Genomic DNA, 20,551 nt, shown 5'->3' on the forward strand with positions numbered 1-20,551 from the left:
ATTTGGTAGTTGTATTTGATGTTAATTTTTGCAGCGTTGTGCTGCTGGGTAAGTGAAATTCCAAGGAGTTTTTATGGCAAGTAAGGATCTGAGATTTTTGGTCGTCGATGACTTTTCAACTATGCGTCGAATTGTGCGTAATCTACTGAAAGAATTGGGATTCAACAACGTAGATGAAGCACAGGATGGGGCAGAAGCGTTGACTAAACTCCGCACCGCCGAATTTGATTTTGTTATTTCTGACTGGAACATGCCAAATATTGATGGCCTAGAATTGCTGAAAACGATTCGTAGTGAAGAAAAACTGGCAGCCTTACCTGTCCTGATGGTAACGGCAGAGGCAAAAAAAGAAAATATTATTGCAGCAGCACAAGCCGGAGCCAGCGGTTATGTTGTGAAACCGTTTACTGCGGCTATTTTGGAAGAGAAACTCAATAAAATATTTGAAAAATTGGGGCTCTAAGGAGACAAAATGAGTGAAAATCCAGTCATGCCGAGAAGTGAGGCGATCTCGACCAGTGAGATAATCAGCCGTATTGGGCAGTTAACCAGAATGCTGCGCGATAGTTTACGTGAACTGGGATTGGATCAAACCATCGCTCAGGCGGCTGAAGCGATCCCAGATGCAAGAGAGCGATTAAATTACGTTGTTCAAATGACGGCACAAGCGGCTGAAAGGGTGTTGAACTGCGTTGAAGTAGCACAGCCCCGTCAGAACGAATTAGAAGCATCAGCAAAAGCCTTAACCCAACGTTGGGATGAGTGGTTTGCAAATCCGAAGAATTTAGATCTGACTGATGCTCGCTCACTGGTAACGGACACGAGAAACTATCTGAATCTCGTACCTGATCATGTTTCATTTACCAACACCAAATTGCTTGAGATTATGATGGCGCAGGACTTTCAGGATCTTACTGGGCAGGTAATTAAACGGATGATGGAAGTCATTCAGGAGCTGGAAAAACAGTTGGTCATGGTATTAATGGAAAATATGCCTTCTGACCAGATAGCTAAAGCGCAAAAAGAGAACGATAGCCTTCTTAACGGCCCTCAAGTTAATCAGAATGGTGCTGGCGTTATTACCAATCAAGCACAGGTTGATGATTTATTGGATAGTTTAGGTTTTTGATAACGAGTGTAATAGCTTTAACGAACAGAATTTTTATATTTTGAGGGCGTTTGGGTGAACAGGATAGCTGATCCAAGCGCCTGCTCCGATGGCATTAATTCAGGCTATGCAGAGGAAAATATTGTGGAGTCGATTGATAGAGTCATTAAGTTAAAAGATTCATTGGTTTCTTACCGCAAGGTATTTCCAGAAAATAAGCAAAGTAACAAAAAACCAATAGTCTTCTTGCATGGCACAAATAGCAGCGGTAACAGTAGCTTTGGCGAGATCAAAAAGGCATTTAGTAGTGACCGAGCCGTTATAATCCCTGATTATGCAGGATGTGGAAATTCTGAACTACCGCTAGAAACATTGACTATTGAGCACCTGGCGGAACAGATTGCTGCTGTGATAGAAGATAGTAGTAATATTCCTGTTGATTTAGTAGGCGTTTCTCTGGGAGCGGTCGTCGCGGCAGTTGTAGCAGCTAAATATCCAAACCTCATTGATAAATTAATATTGACTGCACCGTGGGCGACAAATAGTGATCCTCGCCATCAATTGATATTCAATACTTGGTTACATTTAGAGTTGAATGATAAATCATCAGCAATGGCTTTCGCTTTATCACATGCCCTAAGTCCTGAATTTATCTCATCGTTGGGACATGAAACCATACAGTGGATTTGCTCTCAACCGGCAGAAAAAGGGATAGAAAAACGTATTGCTTTGGGATTATCCATAGATATAAAAGATTATCTTACTCAAATAGATAAAAATACGCTGATTATTGGATTAAACAGTGATACGTTAATTCCGCCTTATTTGGTACGTGAAGTTTATAAGAATATTAACAACAGTACATATAAAGAGATTAATAGTGGTCACGCGGTACAGATTGAGAAACCAGCAGAGTGGATTAGTCTGATAAAAGATTTTATAAGCTAATTAACCACTTCCCCTACGGGTAAGTACTTATAAATTGTTGATAACGATACATTATAAATAATCGACAACTGCTTCCGGCTATGTCCTTTATTCAGTAATCTGGCGGCCTGTTGTCGATTCTCCTCGGTAAACACTACTGGCCGTCCACCAATTCGCCCTTGTTCCCGTGCTGCGGCCAAACCTGCATTGGTTCTTTCTACAATCAGTTCACGTTCCATTTCTGCCAGGGCACTCATCACATGGAAAAAAAACCTTCCCATTGCCGTACTGGTGTCAATACTGTCAGTCAGGCTTTGAAAATGAACTCCGCGTTCATGCAGTTCTGAAATCAGTGTGATCAGATTCTTCACACTGCGTCCCAGTCGATCCAATTTCCAAACCACCAGTGTATCGCCAGAGTTAAGATGCTTTAAGGCTTGTTTTAGCCCCGGACGGTTAGCCGTTTTCCCGCTAATCTTGTCTTCAAAAATCAGTTCACAATTAATACTGATTAACGCATTTCTTTGTAAGTCACTATTTTGATCATTTGTTGACACTCTAATGTAACCAACTCTTGCCATTGATAATCCTTTAGTCACTCTTGAAACTATTACAAGGAAAATAATACCTTTTTATTCACTATAAAAAACCTTTAATTTATTTAATGTTATGATAAAAATTTGGTGCTGGAGGGAGGATATCAGAATCAGTGGTGTAACAAGAATTATTGTCAATAAGGTTGATAAAGAGTAACCATGACGAGTGATTTAACTCACAGTATCAATTTTTTCTTACCAAGGATAGCCAATTAATCCTCGCTTATTTCTTCAAAATGCTCTTTATTTAATTGAAATAATTTTGTTGTCAATTTGTTACATTAAATGCCGAGGGTGTATATGGAATTGATTACACAATGGTTAGCTGCATTAAACGGGGTAGTATGGGGCGTTCCCATGCTAATTGGGCTTTTGGGTATTGGTATCTTCATGCAAATCCGCTTGTCCTTCTTACCAATCCGTAAATTAGGCACAGGGTTCAAATTACTCTTTCAAAAAAATGAACAACGAGGTGAAGGCCAGATTTCACCTTTTAACGCATTAATGACTGCATTGTCAGCAACAATCGGGACTGGAAATATTGCAGGAGTAGCGACAGCCATTGTGATGGGCGGGCCGGGAGCTATGTTCTGGATGTGGATGACCGCATTGGTGGGCATGGCAACGAAATATTCGGAAGCGGTATTGGCGGTACGTTTCCGTGAAACCGATAAAAACGGTAATTACGTTGGCGGCCCGATGTATTACATAAAAAATGGCTTGGGGAAAAAATGGGTGTGGCTGGGCACACTCTTTGCTTTTTTTGGCAGTATTGCGGGTTTTGGTATCGGCAATACAGTACAAGCTAACTCTGTCGCTGACGTATTGCAAAGTAACTTTGGTATTGAAAAAACCATAACGGCCGGCATCTTGGTCGTTCTGGTTGGTGCCGTGTTAATTGGCGGTATCAAGCGTATTTCTGATGTTGCAGGTAAATTAGTGCCTATTATGACTGTTGGTTACTTTGGAGCGGGAGTTATCGTTTTGGCACTTAATTTTACCGCTATCCCCGATGCACTTGCTTTAATCATCAAATCAGCTTTCACTCCCGTTGCGGCACAGGGGGGATTTGCTGGCGCAGCCGTTTGGGCAGCAATCCGTTTTGGTATTGCCCGTGGTGTATTCTCTAACGAAGCGGGTATGGGAAGTGCGCCTATTGCCCATGCAGCGGCAAAAACTCAAAACCCTATTCGTCAGGGTTTGATTGCTATGCTGGGAACCTTTATTGATACGATCATCGTCTGTTCCGTGACGGGTTTGACCATTGTTATTACTGGTGGCTGGCTGACTGGCCAAACAGGCGCAACATTGACTGCGGCTTCCTTCTCAGCCGTGATCCCAGGAGGCAACTATGTCGTTGCTGTTGCCCTGGCTATTTTCGCCTTTACAACCATCTTGGGATGGAGTTTTTACGGTGAGAAATGTGTCCAATATTTATTGGGGCCAAAAGCCATAGTGCCTTTCCGTATCGCTTGGATTATCGCGTTGCCGATTGGTGCTACTCAGTCGTTAACATTTGTTTGGTTGTTGGCGGATACCCTTAATGCCATGATGGCGATCCCCAACTTGATAGCGATTGCCTTTCTCAGTCCAGTTGTCTATCGCCTGACGAAAGATCATATTCGTGATGTCAATGCCGACAGTATTGATATTAAGGCACCCGTTAAAACGGATTGAAAAACGATTTGAGATGGCTGGTGACAGCCATCTCAATCCAGGACAATTGTCCATAATGCCTCAAATACCCCCGCAAATTTTGCAGTGTTCCCGCCATTGAATTTCTGGGCTTTTGTCATGCTTAGCACAATCTTATTTGTCCTCTCCTAAAGGCAAATTTTCTGCATGTAATCACAAATGCTCATCAAGGAAAGCTGTGGCTGAAGATAGCGATCTCGAAAAAACCGAAGAACCCACGCCCCATAAACGGGAAAAAGCGCGCAAAGAAGGGCAAATTGCACGTTCTAAGGAACTCACTTCAATCTTGATGTTAGCAGGAGGGGTAAGCCTACTCTGGATGAGTGGACAATCGATTACCCACGAACTTTCCCTGATGGTATTTGAAGGATTCAACTTCGACCATAACATGGTCAGTAACGATAAACAGATGGTGCAACAAGTCGGCCGATTACTGAAACAGGCGGTTTGGGCATTATTGCCGGTTTTTATTGGATTGGTATTGATTGCCCTCAGTGCACCAGCATTGATGGGGGGGCTGCTATTCAGTTCAAAATCTATCAAATTTGATTTGACTAAGCTGAATCCCATTTCTGGTTTAAAGAAAATCTTCTCCATGAATGCACTGGCGGAATTATTCAAAGCTATTTTAAAGGCATCACTAGTTGGAGGCGGTGCGGCTCTGTTTATTTGGCTTAATTGGCCTACTATGCTCAATCTGACTGCTCAGCATCCGCTGATAGCCTTGAGCGATGCTATGATGATGCTAATTTTTGCCGGTTATATTGTTTTATTTATGTTGATACCAATGGTGGCGTTTGATGTGTTTTATCAGATCCGCAGCCACTTGAAAAAATTGAGAATGACCCGTCAGGAGATCAAGGATGAATTTAAGGAGCAAGAAGGGGACCCACATGTAAAGGCAAGAATTCGTCAACAGCAGCGAGCGGCTGCGCGTAAGCGCATGATGGCAGATGTACCGAAAGCGGATGTTATTGTCACCAACCCAACTCATTACGCCGTTGCTTTGCAGTATGACAGTAAAAAAATGAGCGCCCCCAAAGTATTGGCAAAAGGGGCAGGACTCATTGCCTTACACATTAAAGAAATTGGTGCGGAAAATCGTATTCCATTACTGGAAGCCCCCTCCTTGGCACGGGCGTTATTTCGCCATGCTGAGGTAGGGGGCTTTATTCCTGCGGCGCTCTATGCTGCCGTCGCTGAAGTGCTTGCCTGGGTTTACCAATTGAAACGTTGGAAACAGGAAGGTGGCCTGAAACCGAAAAAACCTGAAAATCTGCCAGTGCCACCAGCACTGGATTTTGCTGGAGAAAATAATCGTCATGGCTAATCTGGCCTCATTGTTTCGTTTATCGGGAAATCGTTTTGCGGGGAATATGAAAGGCTCCCAGTGGCAAATGCTTGCGGGGCCTGTTCTGATCCTCATGATCTTGTCGATGATGGTACTACCGCTGCCACCATTCCTGCTCGATCTACTATTCACTTTCAATATTGCGCTTTCTATCATGGTCTTGCTGGTGGCAATGTTCACCCGTCGGACACTGGATTTTGCCGCATTCCCGACCATTTTGCTGTTCTCAACCTTACTACGCTTATCACTTAACGTCGCTTCCACGCGAATTATCCTGATGGAAGGACACACGGGATCTGCCGCAGCAGGGCAAGTCGTGGAAGCTTTTGGTCACTTCCTTGTTGGCGGTAATTTTGCCATTGGTATCGTGGTTTTCGTCATCTTGATCCTGATTAACTTTATGGTCATTACCAAAGGTGCAGGGCGTATTGCAGAAGTCGGTGCGCGCTTTGTATTGGATGGAATGCCTGGTAAACAGATGGCGATTGATGCCGATTTGAACGCTGGATTGATCGGCGAAGATGAAGCTAAAAAGCGTCGTTCTGAGGTCACACAGGAAGCGGATTTCTACGGTTCAATGGACGGTGCGAGCAAATTTGTACGTGGTGATGCGATTGCCGGATTGATGATATTGGTGATTAACATTATTGGTGGCTTGATCGTTGGTGTTGCCCAACACAATTTGCCTTTGAGTGATGCAGCGGAAACCTATACCTTGCTGACTATCGGTGATGGATTGGTTGCCCAGTTGCCTGCATTAATCATCTCCACAGCGGCTGGTGTTATCGTAACTCGTGTAGCGACGGACGAAGATGTTGGCCAGCAAATGGTGACCCAGCTTTTCAACAATCCCAAAGTAATGATGTTGAGTGCGGGTGTACTCGGTCTGCTTGGATTGGTGCCGGGAATGCCTAATTTCGTCTTTCTATTATTCACGGTGGCCTTGGCAGGTGTGGGTTATTTCCTATTACGTAAAGACAAAAATCCGCTTGTGATGCAAGATGAAGAAATGAAAGTGGTGGAAGAACAACAACAAACCGCAGAAGCTTCATGGTCTGATGTGCAATTGGAGGATCCACTGGGAATGGAAGTGGGTTATCGTTTGATCCCCATGGTGGATTTCCGCCAAAACGGTGAATTACTTGGTCGTATTAGCGGTATTCGTAAAAAATTTGCGCAAGAAGTGGGGTATCTTCCACCAGTCGTACATATTCGTGACAACCTTGAATTAGCACCAGCCAGCTACCGTATCATGATGAAAGGCGTAGAAATTGGACGTGGCGAAGCACATCCGGGACGTTGGTTGGCGATTAATCCGGGTGGTGCTGTAGGTGAATTGCAAGGTGACTTGACGGCAGATCCTGCCTTTGGTCTGGCTGCAGTTTGGATTGATGACAGCCTAAGAGAACAAGCGCAGGTGCAAGGTTATACTGTTGTGGCGGCCAGTACGGTTGTTGCAACTCACCTAAACCATTTGTTATCCCAGCATTCTAGTGAGCTGTTTGGAAGACAGGAAGCGCAACAATTGTTTGAGCGTGTCAGTCAGGAAATGCCGAAACTGACGGAGGATTTCATTCCTGATGTAGTGAGCCTGACAACTTTGCATAAGGTCCTGCAAAACTTACTGGCGGAACAAGTGCCGATTCGCGATATGCGCACTATTATTGAAACACTGGCAGAACATGCTCCGGTACAGAAAGATCCTTATGAATTAACTGCCATGATCCGAATCGCGCTTGGCAGAGCGATTGCCCAGCAATGGTTCCCGAGTGCGGACGAAATTAAAGTCATTGGTTTGGATGTGGGTTTGGAAAGATTACTGCTGCAAGCACTGCAAAATGGCGGCGGATTGGAACCAGGCTTGGCAGAAAGTTTGGAACGTCAGGCGGCAGAAGCATTGGAGCGTCAGGAAATGCTAGGAGCACCACCGGTATTATTGGTCAACCATGCACTTCGTCCACTGTTGTCCCGTTTCTTGCGTCGTGTACTGCCTCGGTTGGTTGTACTGTCTAACCTTGAAATCACTGACAATCGTCAAATCAGAATGACGGCAACGATTGGTGGTGCGAGGTAGTCTTGATAAGAAAAAAATAATGAATATAAGGTGATCATTTAGATGATCACCTTATTATAGATTAATCACGCATAATCAATTCTCAGGCTCCTGCCATTGTAGCTATTTTTTCATTTCTTCTGGAACCAATTTAAACAGTATTTTGATTCGTTCCTCAATATTTCAATATATATTCCAATACGACTCATTGTACTATTTTTATTTTTCTCCAATCATCGTAATTTATTATAATTAAAGGTAATAAGAAAGGAGTTAAGCAGAATGATCTGGATATGGCTAAGGCATTCTTACCAGAAGAGAAGGTATATTTAAACAATAATCAATAAATCATAAATTACAGCGTAATTAATAACTCTGTAACTTGAAGAATTAAAGTTATTAAAATAGATATCAATCAGTGGAAAGTAAATCTTCACAGCAGATCAATATGCGATCTGATTAGAGTTATAAAATAATTATCTCTAATTTTAATTTTTTTAAATATAAATTTAATCAATGATATTGGACTTGATTATTTTACATATGAATATATGGTGATGGCTTTTTCAGTCCAGCTAGAATTTAAGCCTGTTAATAAATAATAATCATGATGGGGTATTTAAAAGCATAAACCTTAATTGAAAGTGTCACTATTTTATATCAGTAATTAATAATGTAATTTTCAGAATTTTAAAGTAATTAAAATGGTATTGTGCATAAACTCAAGGGTCTATTTTTGAGTGATTCTGGATGAGTTTTAATCTTGTTGCTTATTGTTTGTTCTAATAGTCAAAAATCCCAGATGATTGACAGTATGTAACGATCGAAACAAGTAGTTCAATAGCTTTTATCTATCAATTGTTTCTAATAAATAGTTAATAACAATTTTAATGATAAAATGAGTTAGTGTATCTTTGCTCCTCTGAAAATAGGGAATTTATTGCTCTTGTTTATATAATATATTGTTCTAAGTGAAATTCTTAATAATAAAATAAGGATAGGGAGATCATAACACAGTGGATAGTCTTTAACCAAAGAACAGTTTTGGTATTTTTATACACATATAGCCGTATGATTTGACGGAAAGAATAGAAATTATCAGGCCAGTATTTGGACTGAAATGTATATGGAAATAAATATATCTCCCATTTTTCTTCTAATTATTGAAAATATCTTTGTTTGGAATACCTGATTTAAGGGATTGTATTTATTAAATTCTAAAATGGAATGAATAAGGTTTTTTTGATATTAATTTATTAATTTTTACAAGCTTTTAATCGAAATATATATTCATTTCGATGGGTTTTACACACATAATATAAATGGAATAAATAAATGAAGTTATTAGTAAAATCAGCTATTGTCGTGGCAATTTGGAGTTCTATGATTGTTTCTGCATTTGCTATTAGTAACAATGGCAGTATTACTTTTACCGGTAAAGTGACTAAAGGAACATGTTCTACTGCTGTCGCGGGGGATGGTGGTAATGTCATGATGGCTGATGTTGGTGTGGGCGATTTTACAAGAGCAGGTGATGCTAAAGGTGATACGCCTTTTAAAATTAAGCTTAGTGATTGTAAGTCATCGGATGATTCTTCAGTAAAGATTAAATTTACTGGTTCTCAAGATCATGATAATAACAAGGTATTAGCGAATACTGCTTCGGGATCTTTCGCAACAGGTGTTGGTATTGGTATTTATAAGAAATCAGGGGAGCAAATCGGAATAGGAAGCTCATCTGTGACAGTTGATACTTTAACTACTAAAGATACTTCTAAAGAATTGCAATTTATTGCTAAATATGTAGCAACAAAAGATAAAAATAATATTACATCTGGCCTGGTTCAGGCTAGAGCTGCATTTACAGTAGAATACGACTAATTCCAACTCCTTATATTTCCATTTTCTTTTTTATTGCATCTGTGATATTCCCACTGTGCCTGGTGGGAATATTCATTATTTTGAATTCATGTAGGGATAGAGTTATTATGTCAAAACATTTTTTGATCGGGCTATTATTTTTTCTGCCTGTTTTCCTTACCACCCCTGTCCACGCTGGAATAGCACTGAGTAGTACTCGGGTGATCTATGAAGCCTCGCAACGTGAAGTTGCTATTTCCGTCATCAATGATAGTAAAGATGATGTATACCTTATTCAGTCTTGGGTAGATATATTTACTCCAGCGGTTGAATCTTCTGGTCAAAAAACGCCATTTTTAGTGACACCACCTTTATTTCGTTTGGATGGTGAACAGGAAAATCGCCTGCGAATTATTCTAATGGATAACACACTACCACAAGATCGTGAATCCATCTTTTGGCTTAATGTTAAAGCCATTCCTGCTCTAAAAAATGACGAATCAAATCGTTTGTTGATCTCGCTGAAAAACCGGATAAAACTCTTTTATCGTCCAGAAGGATTGACAGAGCAACTCGCAGCAAGGGCTTATCAACAAATTATTTTTTCTCGGCAATCAGGGCAATTGGTGGTGCAGAATCCAACGCCTTTTTATGTCTCCTTTTATGACATCAAACTTGGGAAAAGTGCAATACCGGAAGCTGGCATGGTGGCACCATTTAGCAGCCGACAATGGCCATTACCTATAGGCTACGCTAATGGTATTACCTGGAGAGCCATCAATGATTATGGTGGTATCACCGAGCCTCAATACCAAACATTATCATCCATATAATAACCCATCAGTTAGAAGTTACTTGATGTCATGAGTTTGATTATTCCAGATGTCTATAGGTTGTTGTTGATGATGCTGGTAGTACCTACTGTTGGGTATGCCAGTGAATATTTTGATCTCAATGCGTTGGAAATCGATGATCCATCTGCTCCACTGCCTGATTTAAGTTATTTTGCAGAAAAAGGGGGTAGTGCACCAGGAACATATAGAGTTGCTATCCGTGTCAATGATCAGGACAAAGGCACACAGGATATTCAATTCGTGATAGGGGCAGGAAAAAAACTGCAACCTGTCTTATCGGTTCAACAATTGATTGACTGGGGGGTCAATGTATCTGCTTTTCCTGATTTGAATCCAGAAGGACAACTATATGATTTATATAATTTTATTCCTTATGCCAGTACATCATTACAATTGAGTCAACAAACCCTACTGATCACCATTCCTCAGGCAGCGATGGCAACGATAGCTCGCGGCGCGATTGATTCGTCACTTTGGCAGCGAGGGGAATCAGCATTATGGGCCAGTTATGATTTCAATGGGATCAACACTTGGGGTAAAAACGGTTCTGATACGAATAATTTCTATATGAATCTACGTAGTGGCTTGAATTGGGGAAGCTGGCGTTTACGAAATTATTCTACCTATTATCGGAATTTTGGCAGAAATAAAAATAGTAGTGATAAACCCCGTTGGGAAACGCTAAGTACATCTTTGCAGCGTGATATTCATGCCTTAAGAAGCCAGCTTGTGGTTGGTGAAACTAATACACAAGGGGATCTATTTAGCGGATTTGCTTTTCGGGGAATTACCTTGATGTCGGATGATAACATGCTGCCGGATAGTCAAAGGGGGTTTGCCCCAGTTGTGCGGGGGATCGCAGAAAGTAATGCGCAGATCACTATTCGTCAAAACGGGTACATCATTTATCAGGCTAATGTTCCACCTGGCGCTTTTGTAATTGATGACCTTTATCCAACCTCTTCTGGGGGAAATTTGGATGTTGTGATTCGGGAAGCAGATGGTCGTGAGCGCCATTTTGTTCAACCATTTTCATCAATTCCTGTGATGTTGAGGGAGGAGAATTTAAAATACAGTTTTACGGTGGGAGAATATCGCAATTCGCACGCAGGTGCCCATCAGCCATTCTTTATGCAGAGCGAGATTTATTACGGTCTGCCATATGCAATAACCTTGTATGGCGGAATGTTATTGTCTTCAAAATATCAGGCGAATGCAGTTGGTATAGGGTACAGCCTTGGTTACTGGGGCTCGCTGGCGTTTGATATCACGCAGTCACAGGTTGATATTATCAATCAAGGTCAACAACGGGGTTGGGTCTATCGGGCACAGTACGCCAAAGACTTTGAAAAAACTGGAACGAATTTGTCTCTGACCAGTCATTATTACCCTTCACCGCATTTTTACCAATTTCAGGATGTCAATAATAAGATGGCATATGATGAGCCGTCACATCAAAATAAACATAAATTTCAGTTCACACTGAGCCAAAGTTTGTCGGATTATGGCAGTCTCTATTTTTCTGGTTATGTGCAGAATGATTGGGAAAGCAGAAGTACTACCCGCAGTTTGAATGTCGGGTACAGCGTAAATTATTCCAATATCCATTACACACTGAATTACACCCAAAATAGGAGTGCAGGCGACTCAATGGCCGATAACCAACTGGCGTTCAATATACAGATCCCGCTAGACCGTTGGTTACCAGATAGCTGGGCAACTTATAACATCAATCATAATCGTCGTGGTGATATCAACCAATCAGTTGGATTGAGTGGTACGGCCTTAGATAAACTGAATTATTCCCTACAACAGAATCACAGCAATGACGGTCAGGGCACTAGCAGCAATATAAACCTTAACTATAAAGGCTGTTATGGAGTGTTGTCTGGTGGATATCACTACGGTGATGATTCACAGCAGATTAGTTATGGCCTTAGAGGAGGCGTCGTTGCTCATCGCCATGGCTTGACTTTGTCGCAACCGCTGGGAGAGACGATTGTTTTAGTCAAAACGTCTGGAGCTACCGGCGTTAAGGTTACTGGTTATAGCGGTGTTGAAACTGATGGACAAGGTTATGCTGTATTACCTTATGTCAGTCCTTATCACCGTAATCGTATCGCTCTGTTACCGGATTCTTTTGGGGAAGGAGTGGAGATTGGATCTAATATCCAGACTGTTATTCCAACACAGGGAGCCGTGGTTTTGGCTGACTTCCAAACCCGGATCGGTCGTCGAGTATTGTTCACCTTGACTTATCAGGGTAACCCTATCCCTTTTGGCGCAATAGCGACTTTGAATGAAGAAAATACATTTCGTTCCCTTACTGCAAATCAAAGTATCGTTGGTAACGGCGGAGAAGTTTATTTCGGTGGTGTGCCGGAACAGGGGCAACTCTCGGTTCAATGGGGAAGTGGACAGTTTGAACAATGTAAAGCGCGTTTTCTTTTGCCGAAAAGTAAAGCAATGGTGATTTCAACAAAAGCTGATTGTCATCCATAAAAGTAAATCATCATAGTTTTTTCGGAAATACAACATAACAATAACTTATATAAGGGATTACTTGTGAATGTATCAATTCTTTCATGGTTACTATTTGTACCAATATTTTTATCCTCCTGTGCGGGATATGCTTATACTGATATCTCTTGTACAGCACCTTCACAAACATTGAGTTCATATAAGATATCACTGCCGGTAGATGTGCCTGTAGATCAAGAATTGGAAAAATCGAATGATAGATTGAGGATGGAGGCAAGCCCTGTGATTGCTTGTCAAGGGAAGTCTCTGGACAAGGCTGAGGCTGTTCTTGGTATTAAGGCATATGGAGTACCGTCAAAAATGATTAATGGCAGAAAAATTTTTCGTTTGGGCAATAGTGGTATTGGGTATGCAATTAGAGGTCTAACTGGGGACCCTAGTGATAGAAAGTATATCCGAGGAAATAATAATAGTACGATACTTAAAACTGTTGCTTTGCGAGATCAGAGAGGAAGAATTAGTGTTGGAATTGCACTTGTATTTTACCGTATAGGTCAAGTAAAACCTGGTCAATATCCTTCCCAACCTGTGGCAACTGCGACGGTAATTCTACGAAATTCTGGTGAAAGCGGTTCAGGTAAATATATCGAAATAGGGCAGTTCAGTACTGGTAACATAGTTGTTGAATCACGATCTTGTGCCTTTGATAACAATCCAATTCCTGTTGTATTAGAGCCGATAACGAGTATGCAATTACCTAAAGTGGGCTCCACAGCAGCGGAAAAGGCATTTGATATACCTTTAAATTGTGATGCACGTATTAAAGTTAATATGCTTTTACAGGCGGGTCCTCAAGGAGCTTATGCTCCTCAACAGGGGATTATCAAACCTAATCCTAATATTAATGCAGCTCGAGGGGTGGGAATTCAAATTTTGGATGGTAAAAAGGCAACTCCCATTCCTCTTGGTAAAAAAATTGAATATATTGAGACTATAACAGAGGGACCGGTCAATATTCCTTTAAAAGCGCGTTATTATCGGTATGGTAACGTTAAAGAAGGGATAGTTAATGCAACAGCGACATTCACCATGAGTTATGAATAATATAGGGCTATCCCATTTATAATTTTCTAAATTGTTTGATATTTATTTTTTTTAATCAATTAAATGAAAATGACTTTTGATAAGCATTTAGTCATTTTTAGCATCATTTTAAAACTATTTTCTGAGAAGATAGTGCTTTTTGATATTAATACTAATGGTGGATTATTTTAAGTTAGTATAGCATTATTTGATTGTATAATGAGAATTATTATCTTTTTTATAGGAAAGAAAAATATAAGTACACAGAAACAGACCCCTTATCATTGCTAATAAACCAAGAGGTCTGTAGGACTTACTGCATAAACAGTAATCGAATAATCAAACGCTGACCTTGTGGCCTGATAGCGCTGAAGGATGACGGGTTTGGCCGTCTGCACCATAAAGAGAGGGGCTATGGTGAGCTTTCAGAAAAGCAATTGCTTTACTTTTCAATTCAATATGTTGTTCTAGTAGAAATCCGTTATGCGAATTTAAATCACGAATATGTTCAACAGATTGACTAATTTGATTCCATAATACTGCCAGTATTTCATAGTCAGCATAAGGAGCATTTATTTTCAGCGTTTCATTTAATTGAAGGCGTTTTCGTTCAGCGTGATCGAGAGCTGAAAGCAAAAATGTCTTTTTTTCCGTCACGCGATGTAACTGATTCACTTCAATAAAGCCTTCGCACAGTATGCGCTGTTCTTCTGCCATAGTTTGCGAAAGTGAATTTAAGTGTGCGTTTTGCTGTTTAAGCAAGAGTTGAAGTTCTTCCATTTATGGCTCTTTATGAATTTGATGTTTATTTATCATATTCCATGTTTTCAAGGGCCTCCCTAAATAGAGCATCAGCAATTCTACCGCTGTCCATCGTTAAGGTTCCCTGTGCAATAGCTTCTTTCAATTGTTGTACTTTCTGGATATTGATATCCTGGCTGCTTGGTTGGACGAGCTTTTTCTGCGCTTCGCTCAGCTTAACTTGTGTATCAGCGCTTTTTTCTGCAACAGCCACAATTCTGCGAGTGTTCTGAGCACCTTCATTGGCATTGCGCTGTTGCAAAGCTGCAATAGCCAGTAGAGGTTGAGTGCGTTCAATACTCATAATCGTAATCCTTTAATCAGGCATTATTTATTGTCTTAGGTAGCAGGCGATATACCGCTGGCATGCCTGTAAATCATGGTCTGTTGGTTATATCGGCTTGAAGAAATAAAACTTTAGCCATTTATAACATCATTTTTACACTACCATTTTCTTGAGCTTCACCAGTAATAACCTGCCCAGAGTTCAGGCGAATACGGATATTATCAAAACTTGCGGCGTTGTTAATCGCTTTTCCTTCGTAACGCACTTGAAAATGGTGTCCATCTACGGTGACAACCACATTTTGTCCGGCTTTAATTGCCCATGGACGCCGGATCATATTGCGTGTAATAAATTGTCCGGCAGGTATATTACGAAGCACAACACCATTTTGTATGGCCTTTCTGTTACGGATTATGTCGTTTGGTAGCTTATCTAAGGAGCCCATTTTTACTTGAAAATCTTTTTCTGTCAGGACCGCATTGCGGTTAATCGCTCTCTTAGAAACTAAATAAGGGCCGATGACATTGACGTAAACCTGGATAAAACGGCGTTTCTGGCCACAATTCACAGGGACGGAAAGGTTACCCCAATTTTTGTTGTTAAGTAACGGTTGTATTTCAGGATGTTCACAAGTTGGCCATTGTTGCTCAGGTGTTTTGATTTCCACTGAAATTTTATGGTTTGATGTGTGATGGATCTGTCTGAAATAGTCATCTATTAATTGTGGTAAATGGTTTCCCCAAGCTAAAGAACTGCCAAAAACAAAAAATAGCTTAAGGAAAAAGGCAAATAACCCGATAAACTTTAATGCAGGCATTTCACCACCTTAAATCCCGTTAGTGAGCCATGATTTCAAAAAATATTCAGCACCTGTTGGATGTTAGTAGTGTAACTCGATTGATTATTCGTTAATGGGATAAATAGCAATTCAATTTGTTTCTATTCTTCGAATTACCTTTTTCTTCTCCGTTTATTCTGTTAGCTGCTTGGGAATTATCCCCGACAGAACAAATCCGAGGGAGGAATATGCTCGATAAATTAGACGCCGCCTTTCAATTTCGACAAGAAGCGCTGGCACTCCGCAACCAGCGGCAGGAAATTTTGTCTGCCAATATTGCCAATGCGGATACCCCTGGCTATCAGGCGCGTGATATCGATTTTGCTGCTCAACTGAAAAAAGTCATGGCACATGGTCGTGTAACGGGGAATGGAATTGGGCTAACTCTGACTTCCGATCGACATATTCCCGTTCAGCCTCAAAAACGTCTGGAGATGGATCTGATGTATCGAGTGCCATACCAGACAGCCATGGATGGAAATACCGTTGACATGGATACAGAACGCAGCAGTTTCGCAGATAACAGCCTGAAATATCAGGCCGAACTCACTATGACCAATGCGCAAATCAAAAGCATGATGTCAGTTCTACAGTCACAAGGATAATGGGAATGTCTCTACTTAGTATTTTTGATATTGCCAGCTCTGCGCTTTCAGCCCAGTCCCAGCGACTGAATGTCAGTGCCAGCAATATGGCGAATGCCGACAGCGTTGTGGGGCCGGATGGTGAACCATACCGTGCCAAGCAAGTGGTCTTCCGTGTCGCTGCTCCCGCAGGACAGGAAATTGGCGGAGTGCATGTTAGCGAAGTTGTGGATGATCCTTCACCTTTCCGCCTTGAGTATCAGCCAGGCCATCCGTTGGCCGATGAAAAAGGCTATGTACGTATGCCAAATGTGGATGTGGTTGGAGAAATGGTCAATACCATCTCAGCTTCCCGCAGCTATCAGGCAAACGTTGAAGTACTTAATACTACCAAATCCATCATGTTGAAAACGCTGACACTGGGCCAGTAACAGGAATGTCGTTATGGGAATTACCGCTTCAATTAATGAATCATTGGATAATTCAACAGTCGGTGAACTGTCTAAGTTGACCAACCAAAAACCACAAAGTAGTGATGATATCAAAGATAACTTCTTGAATATATTGGTTGCTCAGCTTAAAAACCAAGATCCAACTAACCCAATGCAAAACAGTGAATTAACTTCACAGATTGCGCAGATCAGTACGGTTGAGGGGATTGAGAAACTCAATAAAACACTGGGTTCCATTGTCGGACAAATGGACAGTAATCACGCGATGCAAACGGTGGCACTGATTGGCCGAGGTGTCATGGTTCCTGGCAATGAGATTTTGGTTGGTTCCAACGGAGAGAAAAATATCGACGCAGCACCGTTGGGCTATGAACTGAACCGACCTGCCGATATCGTTAAAGTGACTATCAGAGATAAAAATGGCGCAGTCGTTCGGGAGATGGAATGCAATAAATTAGATCCTAATTCATCTGAATATTTAAGTGCTGGTTTACACAGCTTCAGATGGGATGGCAAAGACGCAGACGGCAATGCAGTGGAACAAGGCGCTTATAACTTCAGCGTTTACGCAAGCCAACAGGATCAAGCGTTGATGGTCAATTCCCTGAGACATGCCGAGGTTAGCGGCGTTGTGCGGCAGGAGAATAGCACTAAATTGGATTTAGGGCTGGTGGGTACGGTAAACATGGGCGAAGTTCGTCAGTTTCTTTAATTAAATGGAGGACATATGGCTTTTTCACAAGCGGTCAGTGGCTTAAATGCCGCAGCAAGCAACTTAGACGTTATTGGTAATAATATTGCAAACTCGTCAACCTATGGATTTAAATCTAGCTCAGTTGCTTTTGCCGATATATTCAGCGGATCAGATGTCGGGTTGGGTGTCAAAGTTTCAGGTATGGTGCAGAACTTTAAGGATGGTTCTATCACCAAAACTAACGATCAATTACATATGGCGATCACGCAGAGCGGTTTTTTCCGTATGCAGGACACCAATGGCAATATTTTTTATTCCCGCAATGGTCAATTTAAAATGGATGCTGATCGTAATGTGATCGACATGCAGGGTATGAAATTGACAGGTTATCCAGCCATACAAGGAGATAATGGGCCTGAAATCCAACAAGGTGTGGCACCAGGGCCGATTTCGATTCCAACTGATATGTTGGCTGCTAAGGCGACGACAAAAGTGACGATGACGGCTAACCTGAACTCAATACATAACAAGATCGATACGACAGTTACAAGCAATAAATTTGATCCAAATAAGAAAGATACTTTTAACTACAGTTCTAGTATTCCGATCTACGATAGCCTCGGGAATGAGCACAATATCAATGTGTTCTTTGTTAAGACCGATGATAATAAGTGGGATATTTATGCTCTGGATGCTTCTGTTACGGGAACACCACCGCAAAAATTAAACACAGACAGTGTTGAATTTAATGGCAATGGTCAACTTGTGAAACCTGACAACACGTTTGATTTTAATATGCCGGCCCTGAATGGCTCTAATCTGGCAGTAGTCAAGTTTGACTTTGACGGTAGCAAACAGCAGAGAGTAAAAGAAGACTCTATTTCTACTCAAAAGCAAGATGGCTATGCGGCAGGCCACTTCACCAAATACCAGGTTGAGGGTGATGGCAAAATTTACGGTAGTTATTCTAACGACCAGAAACAGGTATTGGGTCAGGTTGTACTGGCGAACTTTTCCAACCCGTCAGGTTTGGCTTCACAAGGCGATAACGTTTGGACCGAAACCGGAGCATCAGGTAGTCCGGTAGTCGGCACTGCGGGGTCAGGTAATTTCGGTAAGTTGATCAGTAGCTCATTGGAAGCATCAAACGTTGATATGAGCCAGGAGCTGGTCAGTATGATCGTCGCCCAGCGTAACTACCAATCCAACGCTCAGACCATTAAGACGCAGGATCAAATTCTGCAAACGCTGGTCAGCATGCGTTAATAGGTTCAGGCGGATAGCTTAATGGATCACGTCATTTATACCGCTATGGGAGCTGCGCGCCAAACGTTGGAGCATCAAGCTGTCACAGCCAATAATCTGGCCAATGCGTCAACACCAGGCTTTAAAGCTCAGCTTGCGGCACTGCGTGCTGTGCCGGTTGAAGGTGAAACCTTGCCAACACGCTCGCTGGTTGTTGCCTCCACTCCTGGCGTGGATAGCCGTCAGGGGCCAATGAATTATACCTCTCGTCCGTTAGATGTGGCTGTCGGCCAAGGTGGTTATCTGGCTGTCCAACTCGAGGACGGGACAGAAGCCTATACTCGCAACGGTAGCATTCAAATTTCATCTGAAGGGCAACTGATGGTGCAAGGACGCATGTTAATGGGCGAAAATGGGCCTATTGATGTTCCGCCGCAGGCTGAATTGACCATTGCGACAGATGGTGCCATTTCTGCCTTGATTGCCAGCGATCCACCCACTTTGTTGGGCCAGATTGGCAAACTGAAAATTGTCAAACCGGAAGCCAACCAATTGGTTCGCGGCGATGATGGTCTGTTCCATTTAACGCCACAAGCACGGGAACAGCAGGGCAATGAATTGGCAGCTAGCACAGAAGTGAAAATCATGCCAGGTGTACTGGAAGGCAGTAATGTTAATCCGGTGGAAAGCATGGTGAACATGATCGCTAACGCACGTCGCTTTGAGATGCAGATGAAAGTCATACACAGTTCCGATGAAAATGCCCAGCGGGCTAACCAAATTCTCGCTATGAGCTAATCGGGGAGATAAATTCATGATCCGATCTTTATGGATTGCCAAGACTGGGTTAGATGCTCAGCAAACCAATATGGATGTTATTTCTAACAACCTGGCAAACGTTAATACCAACGGTTTCAAGCGCCAGCGTGCAGTATTTGAAGATTTACTCTATCAAACTGAACGTCAGCCGGGAGCAATGTCGTCTGAACAGACTAACTTGCCATCGGGCTTGCAGATTGGTACGGGCGCGCGTCCAGTAGCCACTGAACGGTTGCACAGTCAAGGCAACCTGGCACAAACCAATAGCAGCCAGGATGTGGCAATCAAAGGACAAGGTTTTTTCCAGATCCAGTTGCCTGATGGCACCAGTGGTTATACCCGTGATGGTTCATTCCAGAAAGATCAGAACGGCCAGTTGGTAACGGCTGGTGGTTTTCAGGTAGTGCCGGCCATCATCATTCCAGACAATGCCACTAAGCTCAACATTGGCCGTGATGGTATCGTCAGCGTAAACGTGCAAGGGCAAAATGCACCCCAGCAGATCGGGCAACTGACATTAACCACTTTTATCAATGAAGGTGGGTTGGAAAGTATCGGTGAGAATTTGTATCTGGAAACCAACAGTTCTGGCGTACCAGTGGAAAATGCACCGGGTATCAATGGTGCTGGAGTGCTCTATCAAGGCTATGTCGAAACTTCTAACGTCAATGTGGCGGAAGAGTTGGTCAACATGATTCAGGTTCAGCGAGCCTATGAAATCAACAGTAAGGCAGTATCGACTTCTGATCAAATGCTGCAAAAACTGACGCAGCTATAACCTAACTATTAATGGTGGGGGAACGCGTTCCTCCACTATTTCTACG

General features: G+C 42.1%; 20 protein-coding genes. 16 read left to right on the plus strand and 4 right to left on the minus strand.

Annotated features, from left to right (window positions below):
* Positions 1 to 73: 73 nt before the first annotated feature.
* Genes cheY through Xentx_RS07500 form a run of 3 tightly spaced genes read left to right on the plus strand, consistent with a single transcriptional unit; the run spans position 74 to position 2,056 of the window.
* Positions 74 to 463, plus strand: a complete 390-nt coding sequence (cheY, locus tag Xentx_RS07490) for a chemotaxis response regulator CheY (RefSeq protein WP_074019627.1) — start codon at positions 74 to 76, stop codon at positions 461 to 463.
* A 9-nt stretch (positions 464 to 472) separates the two neighbouring features.
* A complete protein-coding gene (gene cheZ / locus Xentx_RS07495) occupies positions 473 to 1,129 on the plus strand; it encodes a protein phosphatase CheZ (RefSeq protein ID WP_074019628.1) in 657 nt (218 codons plus the stop codon).
* A 54-nt stretch (positions 1,130 to 1,183) separates the two neighbouring features.
* Positions 1,184 to 2,056, plus strand: a complete 873-nt coding sequence (locus Xentx_RS07500) for an alpha/beta fold hydrolase (protein WP_244149831.1) — start codon at positions 1,184 to 1,186, stop codon at positions 2,054 to 2,056.
* On the opposite strand, the gene Xentx_RS07505 is transcribed toward Xentx_RS07500, so the two are convergent.
* Positions 2,053 to 2,616 carry a recombinase family protein gene (locus Xentx_RS07505; RefSeq protein WP_074019629.1) on the minus strand — a complete coding sequence of 188 codons (564 nt, stop codon included), beginning with the start codon at positions 2,614 to 2,616 and terminating at the stop codon, positions 2,053 to 2,055. The genes Xentx_RS07500 and Xentx_RS07505 overlap by 4 nt on opposite strands.
* 315 nt (positions 2,617 to 2,931) lie before the next feature.
* Here Xentx_RS07505 and Xentx_RS07510 point away from each other — a divergent pair, with 315 nt between their 5' ends.
* The 7 genes from Xentx_RS07510 to Xentx_RS07540 all read left to right on the plus strand — a co-directional run bounded on the left by Xentx_RS07510 (position 2,932) and on the right by Xentx_RS07540 (position 14,029).
* On the plus strand, positions 2,932 to 4,308 hold the full coding sequence (locus tag Xentx_RS07510; RefSeq protein ID WP_074019630.1) for an alanine/glycine:cation symporter family protein: 1,377 nt from the start codon (positions 2,932 to 2,934) through the stop codon (positions 4,306 to 4,308).
* A 196-nt stretch (positions 4,309 to 4,504) separates the two neighbouring features.
* A complete protein-coding gene (gene flhB, locus Xentx_RS07515; protein WP_074019631.1) occupies positions 4,505 to 5,656 on the plus strand; it encodes a flagellar biosynthesis protein FlhB in 1,152 nt (383 codons plus the stop codon).
* Entirely contained in the window at positions 5,649 to 7,751 is a 2,103-nt protein-coding gene (flhA, locus tag Xentx_RS07520) for a flagellar biosynthesis protein FlhA (RefSeq protein ID WP_074019632.1), read from the plus strand. Before flhB ends, flhA begins: the two co-directional genes overlap by 8 nt.
* A gap of 1,314 nt (positions 7,752 to 9,065) precedes the next feature.
* Positions 9,066 to 9,611 carry a fimbrial protein gene (locus Xentx_RS07525; protein WP_074019633.1) on the plus strand — a complete coding sequence of 182 codons (546 nt, stop codon included), beginning with the start codon at positions 9,066 to 9,068 and terminating at the stop codon, positions 9,609 to 9,611.
* 107 nt (positions 9,612 to 9,718) lie between these two features.
* Positions 9,719 to 10,423: a fimbrial biogenesis chaperone gene (locus Xentx_RS07530; RefSeq protein WP_074019634.1), complete on the plus strand. Its 705-nt coding sequence runs from the start codon at positions 9,719 to 9,721 to the stop codon at positions 10,421 to 10,423.
* 30 nt (positions 10,424 to 10,453) lie between these two features.
* On the plus strand, positions 10,454 to 12,946 hold the full coding sequence (locus Xentx_RS07535) for a fimbria/pilus outer membrane usher protein (RefSeq protein WP_074019635.1): 2,493 nt from the start codon (positions 10,454 to 10,456) through the stop codon (positions 12,944 to 12,946).
* Between the two features lie 63 nt (positions 12,947 to 13,009).
* Positions 13,010 to 14,029, plus strand: coding sequence for a fimbrial protein (locus Xentx_RS07540; protein ID WP_244149832.1), 1,020 nt, complete (start codon positions 13,010 to 13,012; stop codon positions 14,027 to 14,029).
* Positions 14,030 to 14,347: 318 nt separating this feature from the next.
* On the opposite strand, the gene Xentx_RS07545 is transcribed toward Xentx_RS07540, so the two are convergent.
* From Xentx_RS07545 to flgA, 3 genes are all read right to left on the minus strand, one after another.
* The gene (locus tag Xentx_RS07545) at positions 14,348 to 14,788 is read right to left on the minus strand and encodes a flagella synthesis protein FlgN (protein WP_074019636.1); all 441 of its coding nucleotides are present in this window, start codon (positions 14,786 to 14,788) and stop codon (positions 14,348 to 14,350) included.
* Between the two features lie 25 nt (positions 14,789 to 14,813).
* The gene (gene flgM / locus Xentx_RS07550) at positions 14,814 to 15,113 is read right to left on the minus strand and encodes a flagellar biosynthesis anti-sigma factor FlgM (protein WP_074019637.1); all 300 of its coding nucleotides are present in this window, start codon (positions 15,111 to 15,113) and stop codon (positions 14,814 to 14,816) included.
* Between the two features lie 121 nt (positions 15,114 to 15,234).
* Positions 15,235 to 15,912: a flagellar basal body P-ring formation chaperone FlgA gene (gene flgA, locus Xentx_RS07555; RefSeq protein ID WP_074019638.1), complete on the minus strand. Its 678-nt coding sequence runs from the start codon at positions 15,910 to 15,912 to the stop codon at positions 15,235 to 15,237.
* A gap of 209 nt (positions 15,913 to 16,121) precedes the next feature.
* Between flgA and flgB the strand changes: the two genes are divergently transcribed.
* Genes flgB through flgG form a run of 6 tightly spaced genes read left to right on the plus strand, consistent with a single transcriptional unit; the run spans position 16,122 to position 20,505 of the window.
* Positions 16,122 to 16,538 (plus strand): flagellar basal body rod protein FlgB, encoded by a 417-nt coding sequence (flgB, locus tag Xentx_RS07560; RefSeq protein WP_074019639.1) that lies wholly within the window; start codon positions 16,122 to 16,124, stop codon positions 16,536 to 16,538.
* Between the two features lie 5 nt (positions 16,539 to 16,543).
* The gene (gene flgC / locus Xentx_RS07565) at positions 16,544 to 16,948 is read left to right on the plus strand and encodes a flagellar basal body rod protein FlgC (RefSeq protein ID WP_074019640.1); all 405 of its coding nucleotides are present in this window, start codon (positions 16,544 to 16,546) and stop codon (positions 16,946 to 16,948) included.
* Between the two features lie 13 nt (positions 16,949 to 16,961).
* On the plus strand, positions 16,962 to 17,681 hold the full coding sequence (locus Xentx_RS07570) for a flagellar hook assembly protein FlgD (protein ID WP_074019641.1): 720 nt from the start codon (positions 16,962 to 16,964) through the stop codon (positions 17,679 to 17,681).
* 15 nt (positions 17,682 to 17,696) lie between these two features.
* The gene (gene flgE / locus Xentx_RS07575; RefSeq protein ID WP_074019642.1) at positions 17,697 to 18,929 is read left to right on the plus strand and encodes a flagellar hook protein FlgE; all 1,233 of its coding nucleotides are present in this window, start codon (positions 17,697 to 17,699) and stop codon (positions 18,927 to 18,929) included.
* A gap of 21 nt (positions 18,930 to 18,950) precedes the next feature.
* Positions 18,951 to 19,706: a flagellar basal body rod protein FlgF gene (locus Xentx_RS07580; RefSeq protein ID WP_074019643.1), complete on the plus strand. Its 756-nt coding sequence runs from the start codon at positions 18,951 to 18,953 to the stop codon at positions 19,704 to 19,706.
* 16 nt (positions 19,707 to 19,722) lie between these two features.
* On the plus strand, positions 19,723 to 20,505 hold the full coding sequence (gene flgG, locus Xentx_RS07585) for a flagellar basal-body rod protein FlgG (protein WP_074019644.1): 783 nt from the start codon (positions 19,723 to 19,725) through the stop codon (positions 20,503 to 20,505).
* The last annotated feature ends 46 nt before the right edge of the window (positions 20,506 to 20,551 follow it).

The organism is Xenorhabdus thuongxuanensis (assembly GCF_001908095.1).
Taxonomy (GTDB): Bacteria; Pseudomonadota; Gammaproteobacteria; order Enterobacterales; family Enterobacteriaceae; genus Xenorhabdus; species Xenorhabdus thuongxuanensis.

Coding starts and splice junctions, on each gene's coding strand:
- cheY (WP_074019627.1), top strand. CDS start 74: ATGGCAAGTAAGGATCTGAGATTTTTGGTCGTCGATGACTTTTCAACT.
- cheZ (WP_074019628.1), top strand. CDS start 473: ATGAGTGAAAATCCAGTCATGCCGAGAAGTGAGGCGATCTCGACCAGT.
- Xentx_RS07505 (WP_074019629.1), bottom strand. CDS start 2,616: ATGGCAAGAGTTGGTTACATTAGAGTGTCAACAAATGATCAAAATAGT.
- Xentx_RS07510 (WP_074019630.1), top strand. CDS start 2,932: ATGGAATTGATTACACAATGGTTAGCTGCATTAAACGGGGTAGTATGG.
- flhA (WP_074019632.1), top strand. CDS start 5,649: ATGGCTAATCTGGCCTCATTGTTTCGTTTATCGGGAAATCGTTTTGCG.
- Xentx_RS07525 (WP_074019633.1), top strand. CDS start 9,066: ATGAAGTTATTAGTAAAATCAGCTATTGTCGTGGCAATTTGGAGTTCT.
- Xentx_RS07530 (WP_074019634.1), top strand. CDS start 9,719: ATGTCAAAACATTTTTTGATCGGGCTATTATTTTTTCTGCCTGTTTTC.
- Xentx_RS07535 (WP_074019635.1), top strand. CDS start 10,454: ATGAGTTTGATTATTCCAGATGTCTATAGGTTGTTGTTGATGATGCTG.
- Xentx_RS07545 (WP_074019636.1), bottom strand. CDS start 14,788: ATGGAAGAACTTCAACTCTTGCTTAAACAGCAAAACGCACACTTAAAT.
- flgM (WP_074019637.1), bottom strand. CDS start 15,113: ATGAGTATTGAACGCACTCAACCTCTACTGGCTATTGCAGCTTTGCAA.
- flgA (WP_074019638.1), bottom strand. CDS start 15,912: ATGCCTGCATTAAAGTTTATCGGGTTATTTGCCTTTTTCCTTAAGCTA.
- flgB (WP_074019639.1), top strand. CDS start 16,122: ATGCTCGATAAATTAGACGCCGCCTTTCAATTTCGACAAGAAGCGCTG.
- flgC (WP_074019640.1), top strand. CDS start 16,544: ATGTCTCTACTTAGTATTTTTGATATTGCCAGCTCTGCGCTTTCAGCC.
- Xentx_RS07570 (WP_074019641.1), top strand. CDS start 16,962: ATGGGAATTACCGCTTCAATTAATGAATCATTGGATAATTCAACAGTC.
- flgE (WP_074019642.1), top strand. CDS start 17,697: ATGGCTTTTTCACAAGCGGTCAGTGGCTTAAATGCCGCAGCAAGCAAC.
- Xentx_RS07580 (WP_074019643.1), top strand. CDS start 18,951: ATGGATCACGTCATTTATACCGCTATGGGAGCTGCGCGCCAAACGTTG.
- flgG (WP_074019644.1), top strand. CDS start 19,723: ATGATCCGATCTTTATGGATTGCCAAGACTGGGTTAGATGCTCAGCAA.